Here is a 15,237-nt window from a genome sequence, read left to right as displayed (position 1 = left end):
CCACCAAGAGAAAGGTTCCCCATGTCCACTCACACCATGAAGACCTTCACCGCAGTGCTGCTGGCGAGCGGTCTGCTGCTGTCCGCGCCTGCCGCGGCCGGCGCCCTCGACACCGGGCCCCTCGGTCCGCTGGGCGCCCTCGACACCGGGTCGCTCGGCACGGAGTCGCTCGGCCCCGAAAACCTCGCCGACACTCCGCGCCTCGCCTCCGTCGCCAACTTCCGCGACGTCGCAGGCAACACCGGCGCCGGCTACAAGACCGCGAACGGACACCGCCTCAATCGCGGCGTGATCTACCGGTCCGACGCACCGACCAAGACGTCCGATGCAGACCTGGCCACGCTCACCGCCCTGGGTGTCGCCGACGCGTACGACATGCGCGGCCAGTCCGAGATCACCAACCCGCTCATCGGCGGTCAGGACAAGCTCCCCGCCGACGCGGTGTACAAGAACGTGCCGATCGAGTTCTCGAATCTGATCCAGCTGGCACAGACGATCACCTCACCGGAGCAGGCCGCCCAGTTCCTGGTGGACACCAACAAGTCCTTCGTCACCGATGCCGCCAAGCGGACCCAGTTCGCCACGGTCCTGACCGACATCGCGAACAACGATGGAGCCCAGCTGTTCCACTGCACCTCCGGTAAGGACCGCACCGGTTGGACGGCAATGCTTCTGCAGTCGCTCGCAGGGCTGCCGCAGCAGACCATCATGGACGACTACCTGCTGAGCAACACCTACCTCGAGGAAACCAACCAGAAGATCCTCCAGCAGATCACCGGCGCGCTCGGCGCCCAGGCCGCGACCAACCTGACCCCGATTCTCGGTGTCGACGCCAGCTACCTGCAGGCCGGTCTCGACCAGATCACCGCGGACTACGGCACGGTCGACAAGTACCTGTCCGAGGGCCTCGGCCTCGACACGGCGACGATCGCGAAGCTGAAGGCCAAACTGCTTGCCTGACAAGCACTCCCGACTCCTGGCCCCGGATCTCATCCCTCTGCGGATCTGGGGCCAGGTCCCTGTCAGGCGAGTGCGCGCAGCCGCGGCGCCAAATCCCGCTCGAACAACTCCAGAAAACGCCGCTGATCATGACCCGGCGCATGAAACACCAAATGATTCAACCCAGCATCCACATACGCCTTCACCTGCTCCACCGCATCATCCGGATCCGACGCCACAATCCACCGCTTCGCCACCTGCTCGATCGGCAACGCATCCGCCGCCGCCTCCATCTCGATCGGATCCTCGATCGAATGCTTCTGCTCCGGCGACAACGACAACGGCGCCCAGAACCGCGTATTCTCCAACGCCAACTCCGGATCCGTGTCATACGAAATCTTGATCTCGATCATCNTGTCGATCCCCGCGACATCACGGCCCGCCTTCTCCGCACCCTCCGCCACCGCAGGCATCAACTTCTCCGTGTACAGATCCATACCCTTACCCGAAGTACAGATGAACCCATCCCCCGCCCGACCCGCATACCGCGCCACCACCGGACCACCCGCCGCGATGTACACCGGAATCCCACCCTCCGGCACGTCATAGATCGACGCCCCCACCGTCTTGTAGAACTCCCCCTCGAAATCCACCCGGTCACCGGTCCACAACTCCCGCATCAACCGCACCGACTCCCGCAACCGCGCAAACCGCTCCTTGAACTCCGGCCACTCACCCGAATACCCCGTCGCGATCTCGTTGAGCGCCTCACCCGTCCCCACCCCGAGCATCACCCGCCCCGGATACAGGCACCCCATCGTCGCGAACGCCTGCGCAATCACCGCCGGGTTGTACCGAAACGTCGGCGTCAACACACTCGTCCCCAACTGCAGAGTCGACGTCCGCTCCCCCACCGCCGTCATCCACGCCAACGAAAACGGCGCATGACCACCGTTGTGCCGCCACGGCTGAAAATGATCCGACACCGTCGCCGAATCCATCCCCCGCGACTCCGCCAACACCGCCAACTCCACCAACTCACGCGGACCGAACTGCTCCGCCGACGCCTTGTACCCCAGCTTCAATGCCACTGTCATCCTCCGGTCGGTCGTGCTGCCTGTGAGTGGTGTGGGTGACGGCCCTTACACCTGTCCCGCGACGCTAAACCAGACCGGCGCCGGGAACAGCGGCGGGTCGCCCGCGTCGGCTCAGGCCCCGAGCACGACCGCGACTGCCGCTACGGCCGCGATCCCTGCGACTGCGACACCGAAGATCCAGAGGTCCCGTTCCGGGGGCATGGACGCACCGGTCTCGAGTGCGCGCCTGACCTGCATCCAGCGTCGGAGCCCGGCGATCGGCGCACAGACGGCGAGCAGGACGAGTGCGAGTCCGAGCATGGTGCGCACCCACCCCGTACTGAAGTCCGGCACCAGGTGGACCATGGCAATTCCGCCTGCCAGGAACCCGAGGGACGTGCGAATCCAGGCGAGGAAAGTGCGTTCGCTCGCGAGCGTGAAGCGCTCGTCGGGACGGCTGTCGGCGTCGGACACTGCCCCATCCTCACATCACCATCCGGGCAACCCCTGCGATCCAGGGTCACGAAACCATCAGGAACATGCTGTGATGTGTAACACAACTTCGTCTCTTCGTGATGTACCGAGTGCAGTCCTTGCCGTCACCGACACCGAACTCTCCCGGGAGGCGACCCCGTGACCACCACGAATTCGATCATCACGACCAAACGACGCCTGAAACGCGCCCTCGTCGCGGGCGCGGCGACCGTCTGCGTCGTCACGTTGCCCGCCGCGCCTGCCTTCGCCGTCGGCAGCGCCGGCAGTTCGACCGGTTCGGTGAGCATGGGCAGCGCCGCCATTCCGCTGCCCATCTCGTCCCCGGCCGGATTGACGGCGTTGGCCGCCGCGACCACCCAGACCGGGAAGCCGTACCTGTGGGGCGGGACGGGCCCGAACGCCTGGGACTGCTCCGGCCTGGTGCAGTGGGCTTTCCGACAGGCCGGTGTCCAACTACCTCGCGTGAGCCAGGACCAGGCGTGGGCGGGGACACCGATTCCGCTCGCGGCGTTGGCACCCGGGGACATCATCACCTTCCGCGCCGCGAACGACCACGTCGGGATCTACGCCGGCTTCGGGCAGGTGTTCAACGCGTACGGCGCGGGCGTGCCCATCGGGCTGACGGCGCTGTCGGACCTGCCGCCGATCAATCAGATCCGCCGCTTCTGAGGCCGACCGTTCCTCTGCCCCGGTGGACGCGATGAGTTTCGCCGCTCAGCCTGGTCTGTACAGGTGACACCCGCTTCCGTCCCCGAGAGGATTGGCACCATGCAGAAGTTCACACCCTGCCTGTGGTTCGACACCCAGGCCGAGGAGGCCGCGCAGTTCTACACGTCCGTCTTCAAGGACTCGTCGATCGGCGAGATCAGCCGGTACGGCGAGGGCATGCCGAAGCCCGCGGGCACCGCGATGACGGTCGAGTTCACCCTGAACGGTCAGACGTTCACCGCTCTCAACGGTGGTCCGGAGTTCGCGTTCACCGAGGCGATCTCGTTCCAGGTCGACTGCACGGATCAGGCAGAGGTCGACGAGTACTGGGCCGCGCTCACCGCAGACGGCGGCGAGGAGTCGCAGTGCGGGTGGCTCAAGGACAAGTTCGGGCTGTCGTGGCAGATCGTGCCGCGCGAACTGCAGTCGGTGCTCGGCGGCCCCGACCCCGCGGGCGCCCAGCGCGCGGTGCAGGCGATGCTGCAGATGCGCAAGCTCGACATCAACGCATTGAAGGAGGCCTACGCCGGCTGACCGGTGCGGCGGACACCCCGCAGTCGAGGTTCCCTGATGTCGCATTCGCTCACACGACGACGACCCCCGATGTGACATCAGGGAACCTCGGGCACGGTCAGGCGGCGCGCAGCCCGCGTCCCCATTCCTCGGCCAGCAGTTCGTACGACCGCAGCCGGTCCCGGTGACCGTGGGTCACGGACGTGACGACGATTTCGTCGGCACCGGTGACGCGCTGCAACGACGCAAGCCGATCCGCAACCGTGCCGGGTGCTCCGACGAACTGCGTCACCAGACGGTCCTCGACGAGGCCGAGTTCGCTGTCGGTGAGCGGTGCGGTGTTCGCCGGGTCCGGGTAGGGAACTGCGCCCTCCCCGGACCGGATGCTGTACGTCCAGTGCCCGTACGTGGATGCGAGTTCCTGTGCTTCCCCGTCGGTTTCGGCGACGACGGCATCCGCGGACACCACGATGTACGGCTCGGCGAGGACGGCGGACGGACGGAACGCGGCGCGGTACGCCTCGACCGCGTCGACCGTGGTGCCGGGGCTGACGTGGTAGTTCGCCCCGAAGGGCAACCCGAGCCTGCCCGCGAGTTCGGCGGACGGCCCGGCACTCGACCCGAAGATCCACGTCTGCAGCCGCGCAGCCTCACCGGGCACGGCGTGCAGGTCGACGCCGTCCGGCGCGCGGTATGTGCCGTCGATCAGGGCGAGGATGTCGTCGACCTGCTGCGTGAAGTCCGGTGCCTGTGCACCGGGCTGCTGCAGGACGCCGAGCCCCGCCGCGAGCCGCGACGACGAGAGCAGCGCGCCCACCGAGAAGGGCGGCGGAATCACCAGCCCGTCGCGGACGACCGTCTCGCGCCGCGGCTCGGTTGCAGGGCCGGATCGTCCTGCGGCGAGGGCCTCGGCGCGGCGCTGCCCGGACCGTCCCAGCCCGAGGTCGATGCGACCGGGATGCAGGGCGTCAAGGGTGCCGAACGCTTCGACGACTGCGGCCGCGGTGTGGTGGCCCAACTGCACCGCGGCTGCGCCGACGCGGATGCTCTCGGTGGCGGAGGCGATCGCCCCGATCAGCACCGCGGGCGACGACGAGGCGACGCCGACGAAGTGGTGCTCGGCCACCCAGTAGCGGCGATAGCCCCACTGCTCCGCATGGCGGGCGAGGTCGATGGTGTTGCGCAGTGCCTCCGCGGGGGTACTGCCTTCACTGATCGGCGACAGGTCGAGCACGGACAGCGGAACGCGTGTCCCATCCCGCCCGGACAGCGGAACGCGGGTCCCTTCTGGCGCAGACAGAGGAGCGCGGGTCATGCGGTGACCTCCTGACGGGGATTGCGCTCGCCCGCCTCGACGGCGAACGGCAGGCGGTTGTCAGCCGGTGCGATCGGGCAGGTCGCGGCGTCGGTGAACGCGCAGGGCAGGTTCTCGGCGCGGGTGAAGTCGAGGACGACCGTGCCGTCGGCGGCGGGCGCCGCGAGGTGCAGGATGCGGGCTGCGGGATAGGTGGTGACGCCACTGGTCGCGTCGGTGAACAGCACCCGTGTTGGGCCGCTGCCGTCCCCGAACGCGACGAGGGTGTGCTCGCTGCCGTCCCACTCGAATGTCACCGTGCCGACGGCGTTGTGGTGGTGTTCGAGTCCGTCGACGACGGCGCCGGTGGTCACGGTGCGGCTGTCAGGGAACGCGTCGAACCGGCCCGCCAGCACCCACGCCGGATCCGCGTCGTAGGCGGGAATCCCGGTGAACGCGGCGAGTGCGGGCGCCTTCGGGTCGTGGATTCGAACTGCGAACCGTCCCGTGCGGCGGATGACTTCGGCGATGCGATCCGCGAGTTCGATGCGCTCGCCCGGCGCCCCCTCGACCGGTGTGAGCGTCCTGGCGGCGTGAGTGCCGCTGTGCACCACGGCGTCACCGTCGACGTGCCACAGCCCGGGGACCTCGTCGAGACCGATCGGCTGCTCGTCCAGCCAGTGCAGTGCGGTCAGGCTCAGCCATCCGTGTGGATCCGCCAGCGCCGCCTCGCGCGCCGTGCGCCAGTCCTGCCACTCGGTCTGGAATGTGTCGGTTGCGGTCATGAGGCGCGGACTCCTTCGGTTGCGGTGTGCGATTCGTGGGCGGGACGGGGTGCGCCGAGTCCGAGATGGCCGCGGAGCGTGGTGGCCTCGTAGGCCGTGCGAAAGCTGCCCTTCTCCTGCAGCAGCGGCACGACGGTGTCGACGAACTCGTCGAGTCCGGCGGGCGTCAGATGGGGAACGAGGATGAAGCCGTCGCTGGCATCGGTCTGCACATAGGTGTCGATCTCGTCGGCGACCTGCTGCGCCGTCCCGACGAACTGCTGGCGGGCGGTGACCTCGATGATCAGCTCACGGATGCTGAGGTTCTCGGCCTCGGCCTTCTCCCGCCACGCCAGCGCGACGGCGCGGGGGTCCTTCGCATGTCGGACACGCCCACGGGTGATGTCGACGTTGTCCTCCGGCTCGATGTCGGGCAGGGGCCCGTCCGGGTCGTAGCCGGACAGGGCCCGACCCCAGACCTGTTCGAGGAACGCGATCGCGGTCTGCGGGCCGACCTGCTGCAGCCGGATGTGCCGGGCCCGTTCGTCGGCATCCTCCGGGCTGTCCCCGAGCACGAAGGTGGCGGCGGGCAGGATCTTGAGTTCGTCGTGGCCGCGTCCGTACTTCGCGAGTCGGCCCTTGACGTCGGCGTAGAACTCGCGACCGGCTTCGAGGGTGCCGTGCCCCGTGAAGATGGCATCTGCCTTGGCGGCTCCGAACTCGCGGCCCTCGTCGGAGTCGCCGGCCTGCAACAGGATCGGATGTCCCTGCGGGCTGCGCGGGACCTCGAAGCGTCCGCGGATGTCGAACTGGGTGGTGTGGATGTCGAACGGGGCGATGTCGCCGTCGGCTGCGAAGACGCCGTTGGCGCGGTCGACGACGGGAGCGCCGGGACGCCAGCTGTCCCACAACTGCCGGGTGGCGTCGATGAGCTCGTTTGCGCGCACGTAGCGCTGCGAGTGGTCGAGATAGCCTCCGCGGCGGAAGTTCTCGCCGGTGAATGCGTCCGACGACGTCACCATGTTCCACGCCGCACGGCCACCGGACAGGTGATCGAGGGTCGCGAACTGCTTGGCCAGTTCGTACGGCTCGTTGAACGTCGTGTTGATGGTGCCCGCCAGACCCAGGTGCGTGGTCGCACCCGCGAGCGCCTCGAGCACGGTCAGCGTGTCGGGCCTGCCGACGACGTCGAGGTCGTGGATGCGGCCCCGGTGTTCGCGCAGGCGCAGACCCTCGGCGAGGAAGAAGAAGTCGAACAGTCCCCGTTCCGCGGTGCGGGCCAGGTGCAGGAACGAGTCGAAGTCGACCTGGCTCCTCGATTCCGGGTCGGCCCACACGGTCGTGTTGTTGACTCCGGGGAAGTGGGCCGCGAGGTGCACCTGCTTGCGGACAGTGGTGCGTGGCATCGTGATCGATCCCTTCAGTGAGTGGTGGCGTAGCGGCTGCGCGGACGCGTCAGCCCGAGCAGGTCGCGAACGGTGGTGGCGGGACGCGGAGCGGGCCGAAGCGCGGGGATCACTCGGGTGGTGAGCAGTTCCAACGTCGACGCGAGCGCGAGAGGCCGCAGCACGACGCCGTCGATGCCGCGAAGTTCTGTCAGGAGATTCACCAGGCTCTCCGGGTCCCCGTGGTGCAGCACCGAATTCGACCGGTACTCGGACCCCGACCACTCGTCCAGCCGGGCCAGGTCCACCGCCGCGACGGCGTTCTCGGACGCGAGGAGCACGTCGACGTCGAGCAATACCGCCGGTCGCCGCTCACCTGCCCTGGTTCGCACCTCGTCGGCGAGGGCCGCCGCGGCGCGCACGTCCGGCGCGGAGATCCGCACGACGTCCGCACGGGCCGCCGCGAAGGCGAGCGACCGCTCACCGTCCACCGACACCGCGATCGGAGGCCTGCCCTGCGGCGACCGCGGCGTGATGGACGGTCCCTTGACGGAGAAGTGCTCGCCGGCGAAGTCGATGTAGTGCAACTTCTCCCGGTCGACGAACCGGCCCGTCGCGACGTCGCGGATCTCCGCGTCGTCGTCCCAGCTGTCCCACAGTCGCTGGGCCACCTCGGTGGCCTCGTCGGCCTCGGACCACAACGACGCCTCGTCCTGGGCGGCCTTGCGACCGAACAGCTCTGCCTGTTCCAGCCCGCCGGAGACCGCAACCTGCCATCCCGCCCGGCCGCGGGTGGTGTGGTCGAGGGATTGGATCGCCTTGGCCACGTGGAACGGCTCGGTGTGCGTGACGGTCGCCGTGGGGATCAATCCGATCCGCGAGGTGACGGCGGACAGTCGGGCCGCGACGCCGACCGCTTCGAGCCTGCCGCGGACGGCGCCCTGCGCGGCAGTCTCGCCGAAGGTGTCGGGCAGGAAGGCCAGGTCTGCACCCGCTCGGTCCGCGGCGCCGACGAGGTCGGCCCAGTATCCGCCGGTGAAGATCTCCTCGGCGCGCGAGTCGTCGCGCCGCCACGAAGCGGGGTGCGCGCCGGTGCCTGCGAATTCGATGCCGACCAGAAGTTCTGGGTTATCGGACATGTGTTGCCTTTCCCGGGATCGCGTCGAGCAGCGACCTCGTGTACTCGTGCTGGGGGTGGTCGAAAATGTCTGTGGTGGTTCCGAATTCGACGATCTCGCCGGAACGCATCACGGCGACGTCGTCGCTGACCTGCCGAACCACCGCCAGGTCGTGGGAGATGAACAGGTAGCCGAGGCCCAGGTCGGTCTGCAGGTCCCCGAGCAGGTTCAGAATCTGCGCCTGCACGGACACGTCGAGCGCGGAGACGGGTTCGTCGAGGACGAGCAGTTCGGGCTGCAGAGCCAGCGCCCGCGCGATCGCGACCCGCTGCCGTTGGCCGCCGGACAGATCGGCGGGTTTACGGTCGAGGTGCGTCGCGGACAGCGCCACCTGATCGAGGAGTTCCTGGACCCGCCGCGCCCTTTCGGTCCGGGTCCCGATGTCGAACGCCGCGAGCGGCTCGGCGATGATCTCGCGGATCTTCAGTTTCGGATTCAGTGACGCGTAGGGGTTCTGGTGCACGATCTGCGCCCGACGCCGCAACGCCCGCAGTTCCCCACCGCGCAGCCCGGTGATGTCCCGTCCGTCGAACAGCACCGTGCCCGACGTCGCGTTCTCCAGCCGGATCGCGATCCGCGCGGTCGTTGACTTCCCCGACCCGGACTCGCCGACCAGCGACAGCGTCCGCCCACGGGAGACCTCGAGGGAGACGCCCTTCACCGCGTCGAGCGAGGTGCGGCGGTCGACGCGGAACGTCTTCGACACGTTCGACACCGTGAGGAGCGGCTCACCGGCCGCTTTGTACACGGGCCGGACGGGCGTGTCCGCCAGGCTGGGCGCCGCCGCGAGCAGCGCCCGCGTGTACTCGTGCCGCGGATCACCCAGAACCTGTCCGGTGGGACCGGTTTCAACGACCCGCCCGTTCTGCATGACGACGATGCGGTCGGAGCGGTCCGCGGCCACCCCGAGGTCGTGGGTGATGAACAGGACGGCGGTGCCGGTCTCGGCGATCCGCGCCTGCAGATGGTCGAGGATGCGCCGCTGCACGGTGACGTCGAGTGCGCTGGTCGGTTCGTCGGCGATGACCAGATCCGGATTGCACGCCAACGCGATCCCGATGAGCACCCGCTGACGCTGGCCGCCCGACAGGTCCTGCGGATACTGCCTGGCCCGCAGTTCCGGATCGTCGAGACCAGCCTCACCGAGAATGCGCAGAGCCTCGATCTTCGCGGTCCGGCGGTCCGCCAGGCCGTGGATCCGCAGGACCTCGGCGACCTGGTCACCGATCCGGATCACCGGGTTCAGCGAGGTCGTCGGATCCTGTGGGACCAGGCCGATGCGGGCGCCGCGCAGCCTCTCGTAGGCTCGCTCCGGCAGTGTGTCGAGGCGCACGCCGTCGAAGGTGACGGTGCCGCCGGTGACCCGGCCGGTCCCGGAGAGCAGCCCGAGAACGGCGTGCGCGGTGGTCGACTTGCCGGAACCGGATTCGCCGACCACGGCAACGACCTCGCCGCGGGAGACCGTGAATCCGACACCGTCGACGGCGTGCACCGGGTCGTCGTGGCTGCCATAGGCGACACGGAGTCCGTCGACGGCGAGCAACGGCCCGGTGGGTGCGGGGGTCGGGGCGGACAGGTACGGGGTCATCTCTGGCTCCGATGGTCGATGGCGTGGCCGATACGGTGCGCGGCGAGAACGACGGCGACGATGACGAGGCCGGGCAGCGTCGTCATCCACCACGCGGTGGCCAGGTAGTTGCGACCCTCCGAGATCAGCGATCCCCACTCCGGCGTCGGTGGGACGGCACCGAATCCGAGGAAACTCAGTGACGACACCGCCAGCACGGCCATGCCGAATTCGACTGCCGCCAAGGCGACCACGGGGGCGTAGGCGTTGCGCAGGACATGCCTGCCCAGGACGGTGTGCCAGCGGACGCCGGACGCGAACGCCGCCTCCACGTACGATGCCCGCCGGACCCGCAGCACCTCCGAGCGCATGACACGGGCGAAGTTGGCAACGAGCCCGATGCCGACCGCGATCGCGACATTGAGCGTCCCGAATCCGAGCGCCGTCACCAACGCGAGCGAGAGCAGCAGCGCCGGAATCGACAGCAGCACGTCGACGATGCGCATGAGCACCGCGTCGACCGTACCTCCGACCGCACCCGACAGGAGGCCGACGAGTGAGCCGACCACCAAGGCGATCCCGACCGCGAGCAGCGTTGCGGTGAGCGAGAGCGCGGCGCCGTGCACGACACGGGTATAGACGTCGCGCCCGATGTTGTCGGTACCGAACCAGTGCGTGACGCTCGGACCCTGCAACTTGTCGGCCGGGACGCCCTGCAGCGGGTCGCCGGACGCGAAGAACGACGGGAACAACGCGAATCCGACGGCAACGACCAGGACCGCCGCGGACAGTGCGATCGCCCAGTTGCGGCGGACGGCCGCGAAGAGTGCACGAACAGTGGGGGTACCGCCGCGCGGAGCAGTCGTTGCGGACTGGACCGTGACGGCAACGTCTTCCCGGACCAATGTGTCAGACATGTACTTTCACCTCATCCTTCGCGGGGACGGTCGCCGGAGCACCGGTGCGGCGACCGGCGCCGACGATCCGTGGATCGATGAACGGGTACAGCAGGTCGACCGCGAGGTTGACGAGCACGAACACCAGCGAGCTGAACACGACAACGCCCTGCACCACCGGAATGTCCTGGGCCATGACCGACGTCTGGGTCAGCCGGCCGAGACCCGCCCGCGAGAACACCGTCTCCACGACCACCGACCCGGCGAGGAGGGTGCCCACCAGAACACCGGCGATGGTGAAAGCCGGAATACTGGAGAGCCGCAACGCGTGCCGTGTCTGGATTCGCCATCGGGACGCACCCTTCGCTCGCGCGGACTCGACGAACGGCTGTCGCAATGTCGACTGCAGACTGGTGGCGAGCACCTGCGCGATGACCGCGCCGATCGGAAGCGCGAGGGTGATCGCGGGCAGCAGCAGGTGATCGAACCCACCCTCCCCGAAAGCGGGGAACAGCTTGAGCCGGAACGAGAAGATCTGCAGCAGGATCAGACCCACCCAGAATGTCGGGACGGCGACACCGAGCGGCGGAAGCGAGAACAGCGCGTTACGCAGCCACCCGATCCGCGTGTAGGTGGCGAGGAACGCGACCGCCGTACCGAACACGACCGCGAGGACAAGAGCGAACGAGGCCAGGGCCAGGGTGCTCGGCAGCGCCGCGGTGATCGCCTCCGTCACCGGTTGCCCCGTCGCGATGGAGATGCCGAAGTCGCCCCGGATCGCGGCCGTCAGCGCATTCCAGTACTGCACCAGCACTGGCTGATCCAGTCCGTACCGGGCCTGCAACGCTGCGACCGCGTCCGCGTCGATCGCGGCGCCACTGGTGGCGGCGGAATCCACCGCCATGCTCACCGGATCCGACGGCAGCAGGTACAGCACCACGAAAGACACCGTGAACGCCGCCCACAGCACTCCGATCGCCTGCAGGACACGAGATCCGAGGTAGCGAGTCATCGGTTACTCGCTGAGCCAGGCGTCGAAGAACTGCAGCCGCGCCGATGCCTCGAACTTCAGGTCCTGCACGGTACCGGCGGCGCCGATGGCCTGGGACAACTCGACGGTGGGCAGCCACAGTCCGTTGTCGAGGATCAGCTGCTGGGCCCGCTCGATCAGCTCGCCGCGTTCCTGCGGATCGGTCGTCCGCAGCTGTGCCGCCAGCACCTCGTCCAGCTCGGGAATCGGGCCGCGGGCGTTGAGGTTCCGTCCTTCGAGACCGAAGCTGGTCCGCAGGATGTCGCCGTCGGCGCGGGTGACGTTGTAGTAGGTGGAGTCGTAGTCCTTGGTTCCCTGCCGAGCGGTCTGCTCCGCGGTCGAGACGAGTTCGAGCTTCAGATCGATGCCGACGGCTCGCAGCTGCTGCTGGACAAGTTCGAGGATCGCCTGGTTACCGGCGAACACCGAACTGAAGGTGACCGAGAAGCTGAGCGGTCGACCCCCCTTGGCACGAACACCGTCCGGACCGGGCACCCAGCCCGCGTCGTCGAGGATCTTCTTCGCGGCATCCGGATCGAAGGTGACGTCGGACAGCGCGACGTAGTCGGGAGTGCGGGACGCGAGCGTGCTCGTCGCGGGCGTGAAGTCGGGTCCGAGGACCGTGTCGACGAGTTCCTGCCGGTTGATCGCGGGCACGATCGCGGACCGCACCACCGGGTCGGCGAGGACACCACGGGTCACGTTCGGTTGGAAACCGAAGGGCACACCCGGGTTCGAGGCCGTGAGGATGCGTCCGCCCGCGCCCTCGATCTGCGGCGCGTCCTGCGGCAGGGCGTCGGAGACGGCGTCGAGCTGACCCGACGCGAGCGAACCGCTGCGCACGCCCGACTCGGGAACGATGGTGAACTCGATCTTGTCGAGGTATGCCTCGCCGTCGTGCGCGAACACGGCGGAGCCCCACGCGTATCCGGTGCGCTTGGCGAGGGTCGCGGACTTGTCCTGGACGTAGCTCTCGTACACGAACGGCCCGGTCCCGGACAGGTCGCCCCCGCAGCGCTGCTCGGCGGACTTCGCGACGTCCTTGTCGGACAGGAACCCGAGTTGCACCGTCGACGTGCCCTGCAGGAACTGGGAATTCGGTGCCGCGAAGTCGATATGCACGGTCTGCGGGTCGACGACCGTGGCGCCCTTGTATCCCGCCAGGTAGCTCGCGGCCAGCGCCGCCTTCGCCGGCGTCAGAGTGCCGAGAATCGCGTCGAAGTTCTTCTTCACCGAGTCCGCGGTGAACGGCGTCCCGTCGCTGAACGTCACCCCGTCACGCAGGTGGAAGGTGAAGGACGTCGCATCACCGCTGACCTCCCAGCTCTCGGCGAGCCACGGCGTCAGCGCACCGGTCTCGGGGTCCTGGTCGGTGAGCGAGTCCACAACCTGCCGCGCCACATAGATGGTCTGGTTCGAACCGGACTGGGCGGGGTCCGCGCACGTCGGCGCGCCCGACAGTCCGTAGCGCAGGGTCCCGCCCGCCTGCGGGGTACCGGCACCGGCCGACGAGTCGGTCGTGTCGGCCGACCCGCACGCTGTCAGTCCGGCGGTGAGGGCAGCCGATGCGACGACTGCGAGCGCTGCGCGTCGCCGCGCAGCCGAGGAAGTGAACGAGAAGGACACCGAGGCTCCATGATCTGAGGAAGGGGAAGGCTGTTCGAACCCAGAGCGGTCGACAAGTGACAGAAGTCCGCCGAGACCCGGCACAGGTCGATGTGCAGCCGCGACCATGCGGTCACCAGGCCCTCACCGATCACGCCACTTCCTCCATCGTTCCCGGCAGTAGCACCCTCACCTGCCCACAGGGGGTTGCTGCGACGTCGTCGAGCCGGGTCTCTCGGTCGCTCTGGATGGTCGTTTCACACGCTAGCGATCACGGCGTACGGGGCGAACCCTTTGCGTCATCACGATCGCAACTCTTCTCACCGACACGACAGGGCGCCGTTCGACCCGGACATGAAGCCGCGCAACGCCGACGAAAGCCCAGTCGCACCAACGGTGCGACTGGGCTTTCGTCGAGGCGGTCGACCTAACCGACGGGGACGGGGTTCGCCGGAATCGGCAAGCCCAGATTGTCGCGGAGCGTCGAGCCACTGTATTCGGTGCGCAGGGCCCCTCGGTCCTGGAGCAGTGGCACGACCTGGTCGACGAACTCGTCGAGACCCGTTGGCACGAGGTGTGATCCGATGATGAACCCGTCCGAGCCGTTGCTCTGGACGAACGCGTCGATCTGTTCGGCGATCTGTGCCGCGGTGCCGACGATCGGTCCGCGTTCGAACTGGTCTGCGACGGTCTCCCGCAGCGTCAGCTTCTTCGCCTCCGACACCGCACGCAGCTTCGCGACGGTGTCGAACCGGTCCTGGTGGATGAACGCGCGACCCTGGATGATCGGCGGCGCCTCCGGATCGGGGTCGATGTCCGGGATCGGCCCGTCCGGGTCGTACGCCGACAGGTCCCTGTTCCACAGCTGTTCGAGCAGGATCAGTGCCGTCTGCCCGGTGACCTGTTGGTCACGGATGTCGAGGTACTTCTCTCGGGCGTCGGCTTCGCTGTCACCGATCACGAAACTCGCCGACGGCAGGATCTTGAGGTCGTCGGGACTCCGACCCGCGGCGACCGCGCGCGCCTTGACGTCCCGGTAGTACTCCGACGCCTCGGGCAGGCTTCCGTACGGCGAGAAGATCGCGTCGGCGTTGGCTGCGGCGAAATCACGCCCCTGCGGCGACACTCCCGCCTGCAGGAGTACCGGCCGGCCCTGTGGGCTGCGGGGCACCGTGAAGCGCCCGCCGATGTCGAACTGACTGCCGTGGAATTCGAAGGCGCCTGCGTCGGGCCGACTCAGGAACCGGCCGGTCACCGGGTCGGCCACGATGTCGTCGTCCCGCCACGAATCCCACAGCTTCCGCACTGCTTCGACCGCCTCGTCCGCGCGGACGTACCGCTGCGAGTGCGACAGGAATCCGCCGCGCCGGAAGTTCTGGCCGGTGAACGCGTCGAAGGAGGTGACGACGTTCCATGCGGCGCGGCCACCGGACAACCGGTCCAGGGTGGCGAACTGCCGTGCCAGCTCGTAGGGCTCGTTGAAGGTGGCGTTGATGGTGCCCGCGAGGCCCAGGTGCTCGGTGACCGCGGCGAGCGACGCGAGGACCGTCAAGGTGTCGGGACGCCCGACGACGTCCTGGTCGAAGACCTCACCGGCGCGTTCGCGCAACGCGAGACCTTCGGCGAGGAAGAAGAAGTCGAACTTTCCGCGCTCGGCGGTCACGGCGGTGTGTTCGAAGGAGTCGAAGTCGATCTGACTGCCGGCATCTGGATGCCACCAGGCGGTGTGGTGGTTGACGCCGCCCAGATATGCGCCGAGGATGACCTGCTTCTTGGCTGTGCTCATG

General features: G+C 68.3%; 15 protein-coding genes and 1 riboswitch. Of the genes, 3 read left to right on the top strand and 12 right to left on the bottom strand.

Features of this window, described 5'->3' with window-relative positions; genetic code table 11:
• Positions 1-21: 21 nt before the first annotated feature.
• The gene (locus RHCRD62_RS14690; RefSeq protein ID WP_050065470.1) at positions 22-960 is read left to right on the top strand and encodes a tyrosine-protein phosphatase; all 939 of its coding nucleotides are present in this window, start codon (positions 22-24) and stop codon (positions 958-960) included.
• Between the two features lie 62 nt (positions 961-1,022).
• Here the strand turns inward: RHCRD62_RS14690 and fgd are convergent, their stop codons facing one another.
• Positions 1,023-2,036 carry a glucose-6-phosphate dehydrogenase (coenzyme-F420) gene (gene fgd, locus RHCRD62_RS14685; protein WP_050065469.1) on the bottom strand — a complete coding sequence of 338 codons (1,014 nt, stop codon included), beginning with the start codon at positions 2,034-2,036 and terminating at the stop codon, positions 1,023-1,025.
• Between the two features lie 111 nt (positions 2,037-2,147).
• Entirely contained in the window at positions 2,148-2,489 is a 342-nt protein-coding gene (locus RHCRD62_RS14680) for a YidH family protein (RefSeq protein WP_050065468.1), read from the bottom strand.
• Between the two features lie 198 nt (positions 2,490-2,687).
• On the opposite strand from RHCRD62_RS14680, the gene RHCRD62_RS14675 reads away from it, so the two are divergent.
• Positions 2,688-3,179, top strand: coding sequence for a C40 family peptidase (locus RHCRD62_RS14675; protein WP_084734313.1), 492 nt, complete (start codon positions 2,688-2,690; stop codon positions 3,177-3,179).
• 99 nt (positions 3,180-3,278) lie between these two features.
• Positions 3,279-3,752 carry a VOC family protein gene (locus RHCRD62_RS14670; protein ID WP_050065467.1) on the top strand — a complete coding sequence of 158 codons (474 nt, stop codon included), beginning with the start codon at positions 3,279-3,281 and terminating at the stop codon, positions 3,750-3,752.
• Between the two features lie 97 nt (positions 3,753-3,849).
• On the opposite strand, the gene RHCRD62_RS14665 is transcribed toward RHCRD62_RS14670, so the two are convergent.
• The 10 genes from RHCRD62_RS14665 to RHCRD62_RS14625 form a co-directional block, all read right to left on the bottom strand.
• The gene (locus tag RHCRD62_RS14665) at positions 3,850-5,046 is read right to left on the bottom strand and encodes an LLM class flavin-dependent oxidoreductase (RefSeq protein WP_253277326.1); all 1,197 of its coding nucleotides are present in this window, start codon (positions 5,044-5,046) and stop codon (positions 3,850-3,852) included.
• Positions 5,043-5,810, bottom strand: coding sequence for a DUF1684 domain-containing protein (locus tag RHCRD62_RS14660; protein ID WP_050065466.1), 768 nt, complete (start codon positions 5,808-5,810; stop codon positions 5,043-5,045). Before RHCRD62_RS14660 ends, RHCRD62_RS14665 begins: the two co-directional genes overlap by 4 nt.
• The gene (locus RHCRD62_RS14655) at positions 5,807-7,195 is read right to left on the bottom strand and encodes an NtaA/DmoA family FMN-dependent monooxygenase (protein ID WP_050065465.1); all 1,389 of its coding nucleotides are present in this window, start codon (positions 7,193-7,195) and stop codon (positions 5,807-5,809) included. Before RHCRD62_RS14655 ends, RHCRD62_RS14660 begins: the two co-directional genes overlap by 4 nt.
• 14 nt (positions 7,196-7,209) lie before the next feature.
• Positions 7,210-8,313 carry an LLM class flavin-dependent oxidoreductase gene (locus tag RHCRD62_RS14650; RefSeq protein ID WP_050065464.1) on the bottom strand — a complete coding sequence of 368 codons (1,104 nt, stop codon included), beginning with the start codon at positions 8,311-8,313 and terminating at the stop codon, positions 7,210-7,212.
• On the bottom strand, positions 8,303-9,940 hold the full coding sequence (locus RHCRD62_RS14645) for a dipeptide ABC transporter ATP-binding protein (protein WP_050065463.1): 1,638 nt from the start codon (positions 9,938-9,940) through the stop codon (positions 8,303-8,305). Before RHCRD62_RS14645 ends, RHCRD62_RS14650 begins: the two co-directional genes overlap by 11 nt.
• The gene (locus RHCRD62_RS14640) at positions 9,937-10,836 is read right to left on the bottom strand and encodes an ABC transporter permease (protein ID WP_050065462.1); all 900 of its coding nucleotides are present in this window, start codon (positions 10,834-10,836) and stop codon (positions 9,937-9,939) included. Before RHCRD62_RS14640 ends, RHCRD62_RS14645 begins: the two co-directional genes overlap by 4 nt.
• Positions 10,829-11,827, bottom strand: a complete 999-nt coding sequence (locus tag RHCRD62_RS14635; protein ID WP_050065461.1) for an ABC transporter permease — start codon at positions 11,825-11,827, stop codon at positions 10,829-10,831. The genes RHCRD62_RS14640 and RHCRD62_RS14635 overlap by 8 nt, the downstream gene beginning before the upstream one ends.
• 3 nt (positions 11,828-11,830) lie before the next feature.
• Positions 11,831-13,471, bottom strand: coding sequence for an ABC transporter substrate-binding protein (locus RHCRD62_RS14630; protein WP_050065460.1), 1,641 nt, complete (start codon positions 13,469-13,471; stop codon positions 11,831-11,833).
• Entirely contained in the window at positions 13,387-13,587 is a 201-nt protein-coding gene (locus tag RHCRD62_RS26735) for a putative leader peptide (protein WP_367379649.1), read from the bottom strand. The genes RHCRD62_RS14630 and RHCRD62_RS26735 overlap by 85 nt, the downstream gene beginning before the upstream one ends.
• A 25-nt stretch (positions 13,588-13,612) precedes the next feature.
• Positions 13,613-13,705, bottom strand: a riboswitch (SAM riboswitch).
• A 172-nt stretch (positions 13,706-13,877) separates the two neighbouring features.
• On the bottom strand, positions 13,878-15,236 hold the full coding sequence (locus tag RHCRD62_RS14625; RefSeq protein WP_050065459.1) for an NtaA/DmoA family FMN-dependent monooxygenase: 1,359 nt from the start codon (positions 15,234-15,236) through the stop codon (positions 13,878-13,880).
• Position 15,237: the final 1 nt, after the last annotated feature.

The organism is Rhodococcus sp. RD6.2 (assembly GCF_001040705.1).
Taxonomy (GTDB): Bacteria; Actinomycetota; Actinomycetes; order Mycobacteriales; family Mycobacteriaceae; genus Rhodococcus_G.
This window is presented reverse-complemented; position numbering and strand designations above follow the sequence as displayed.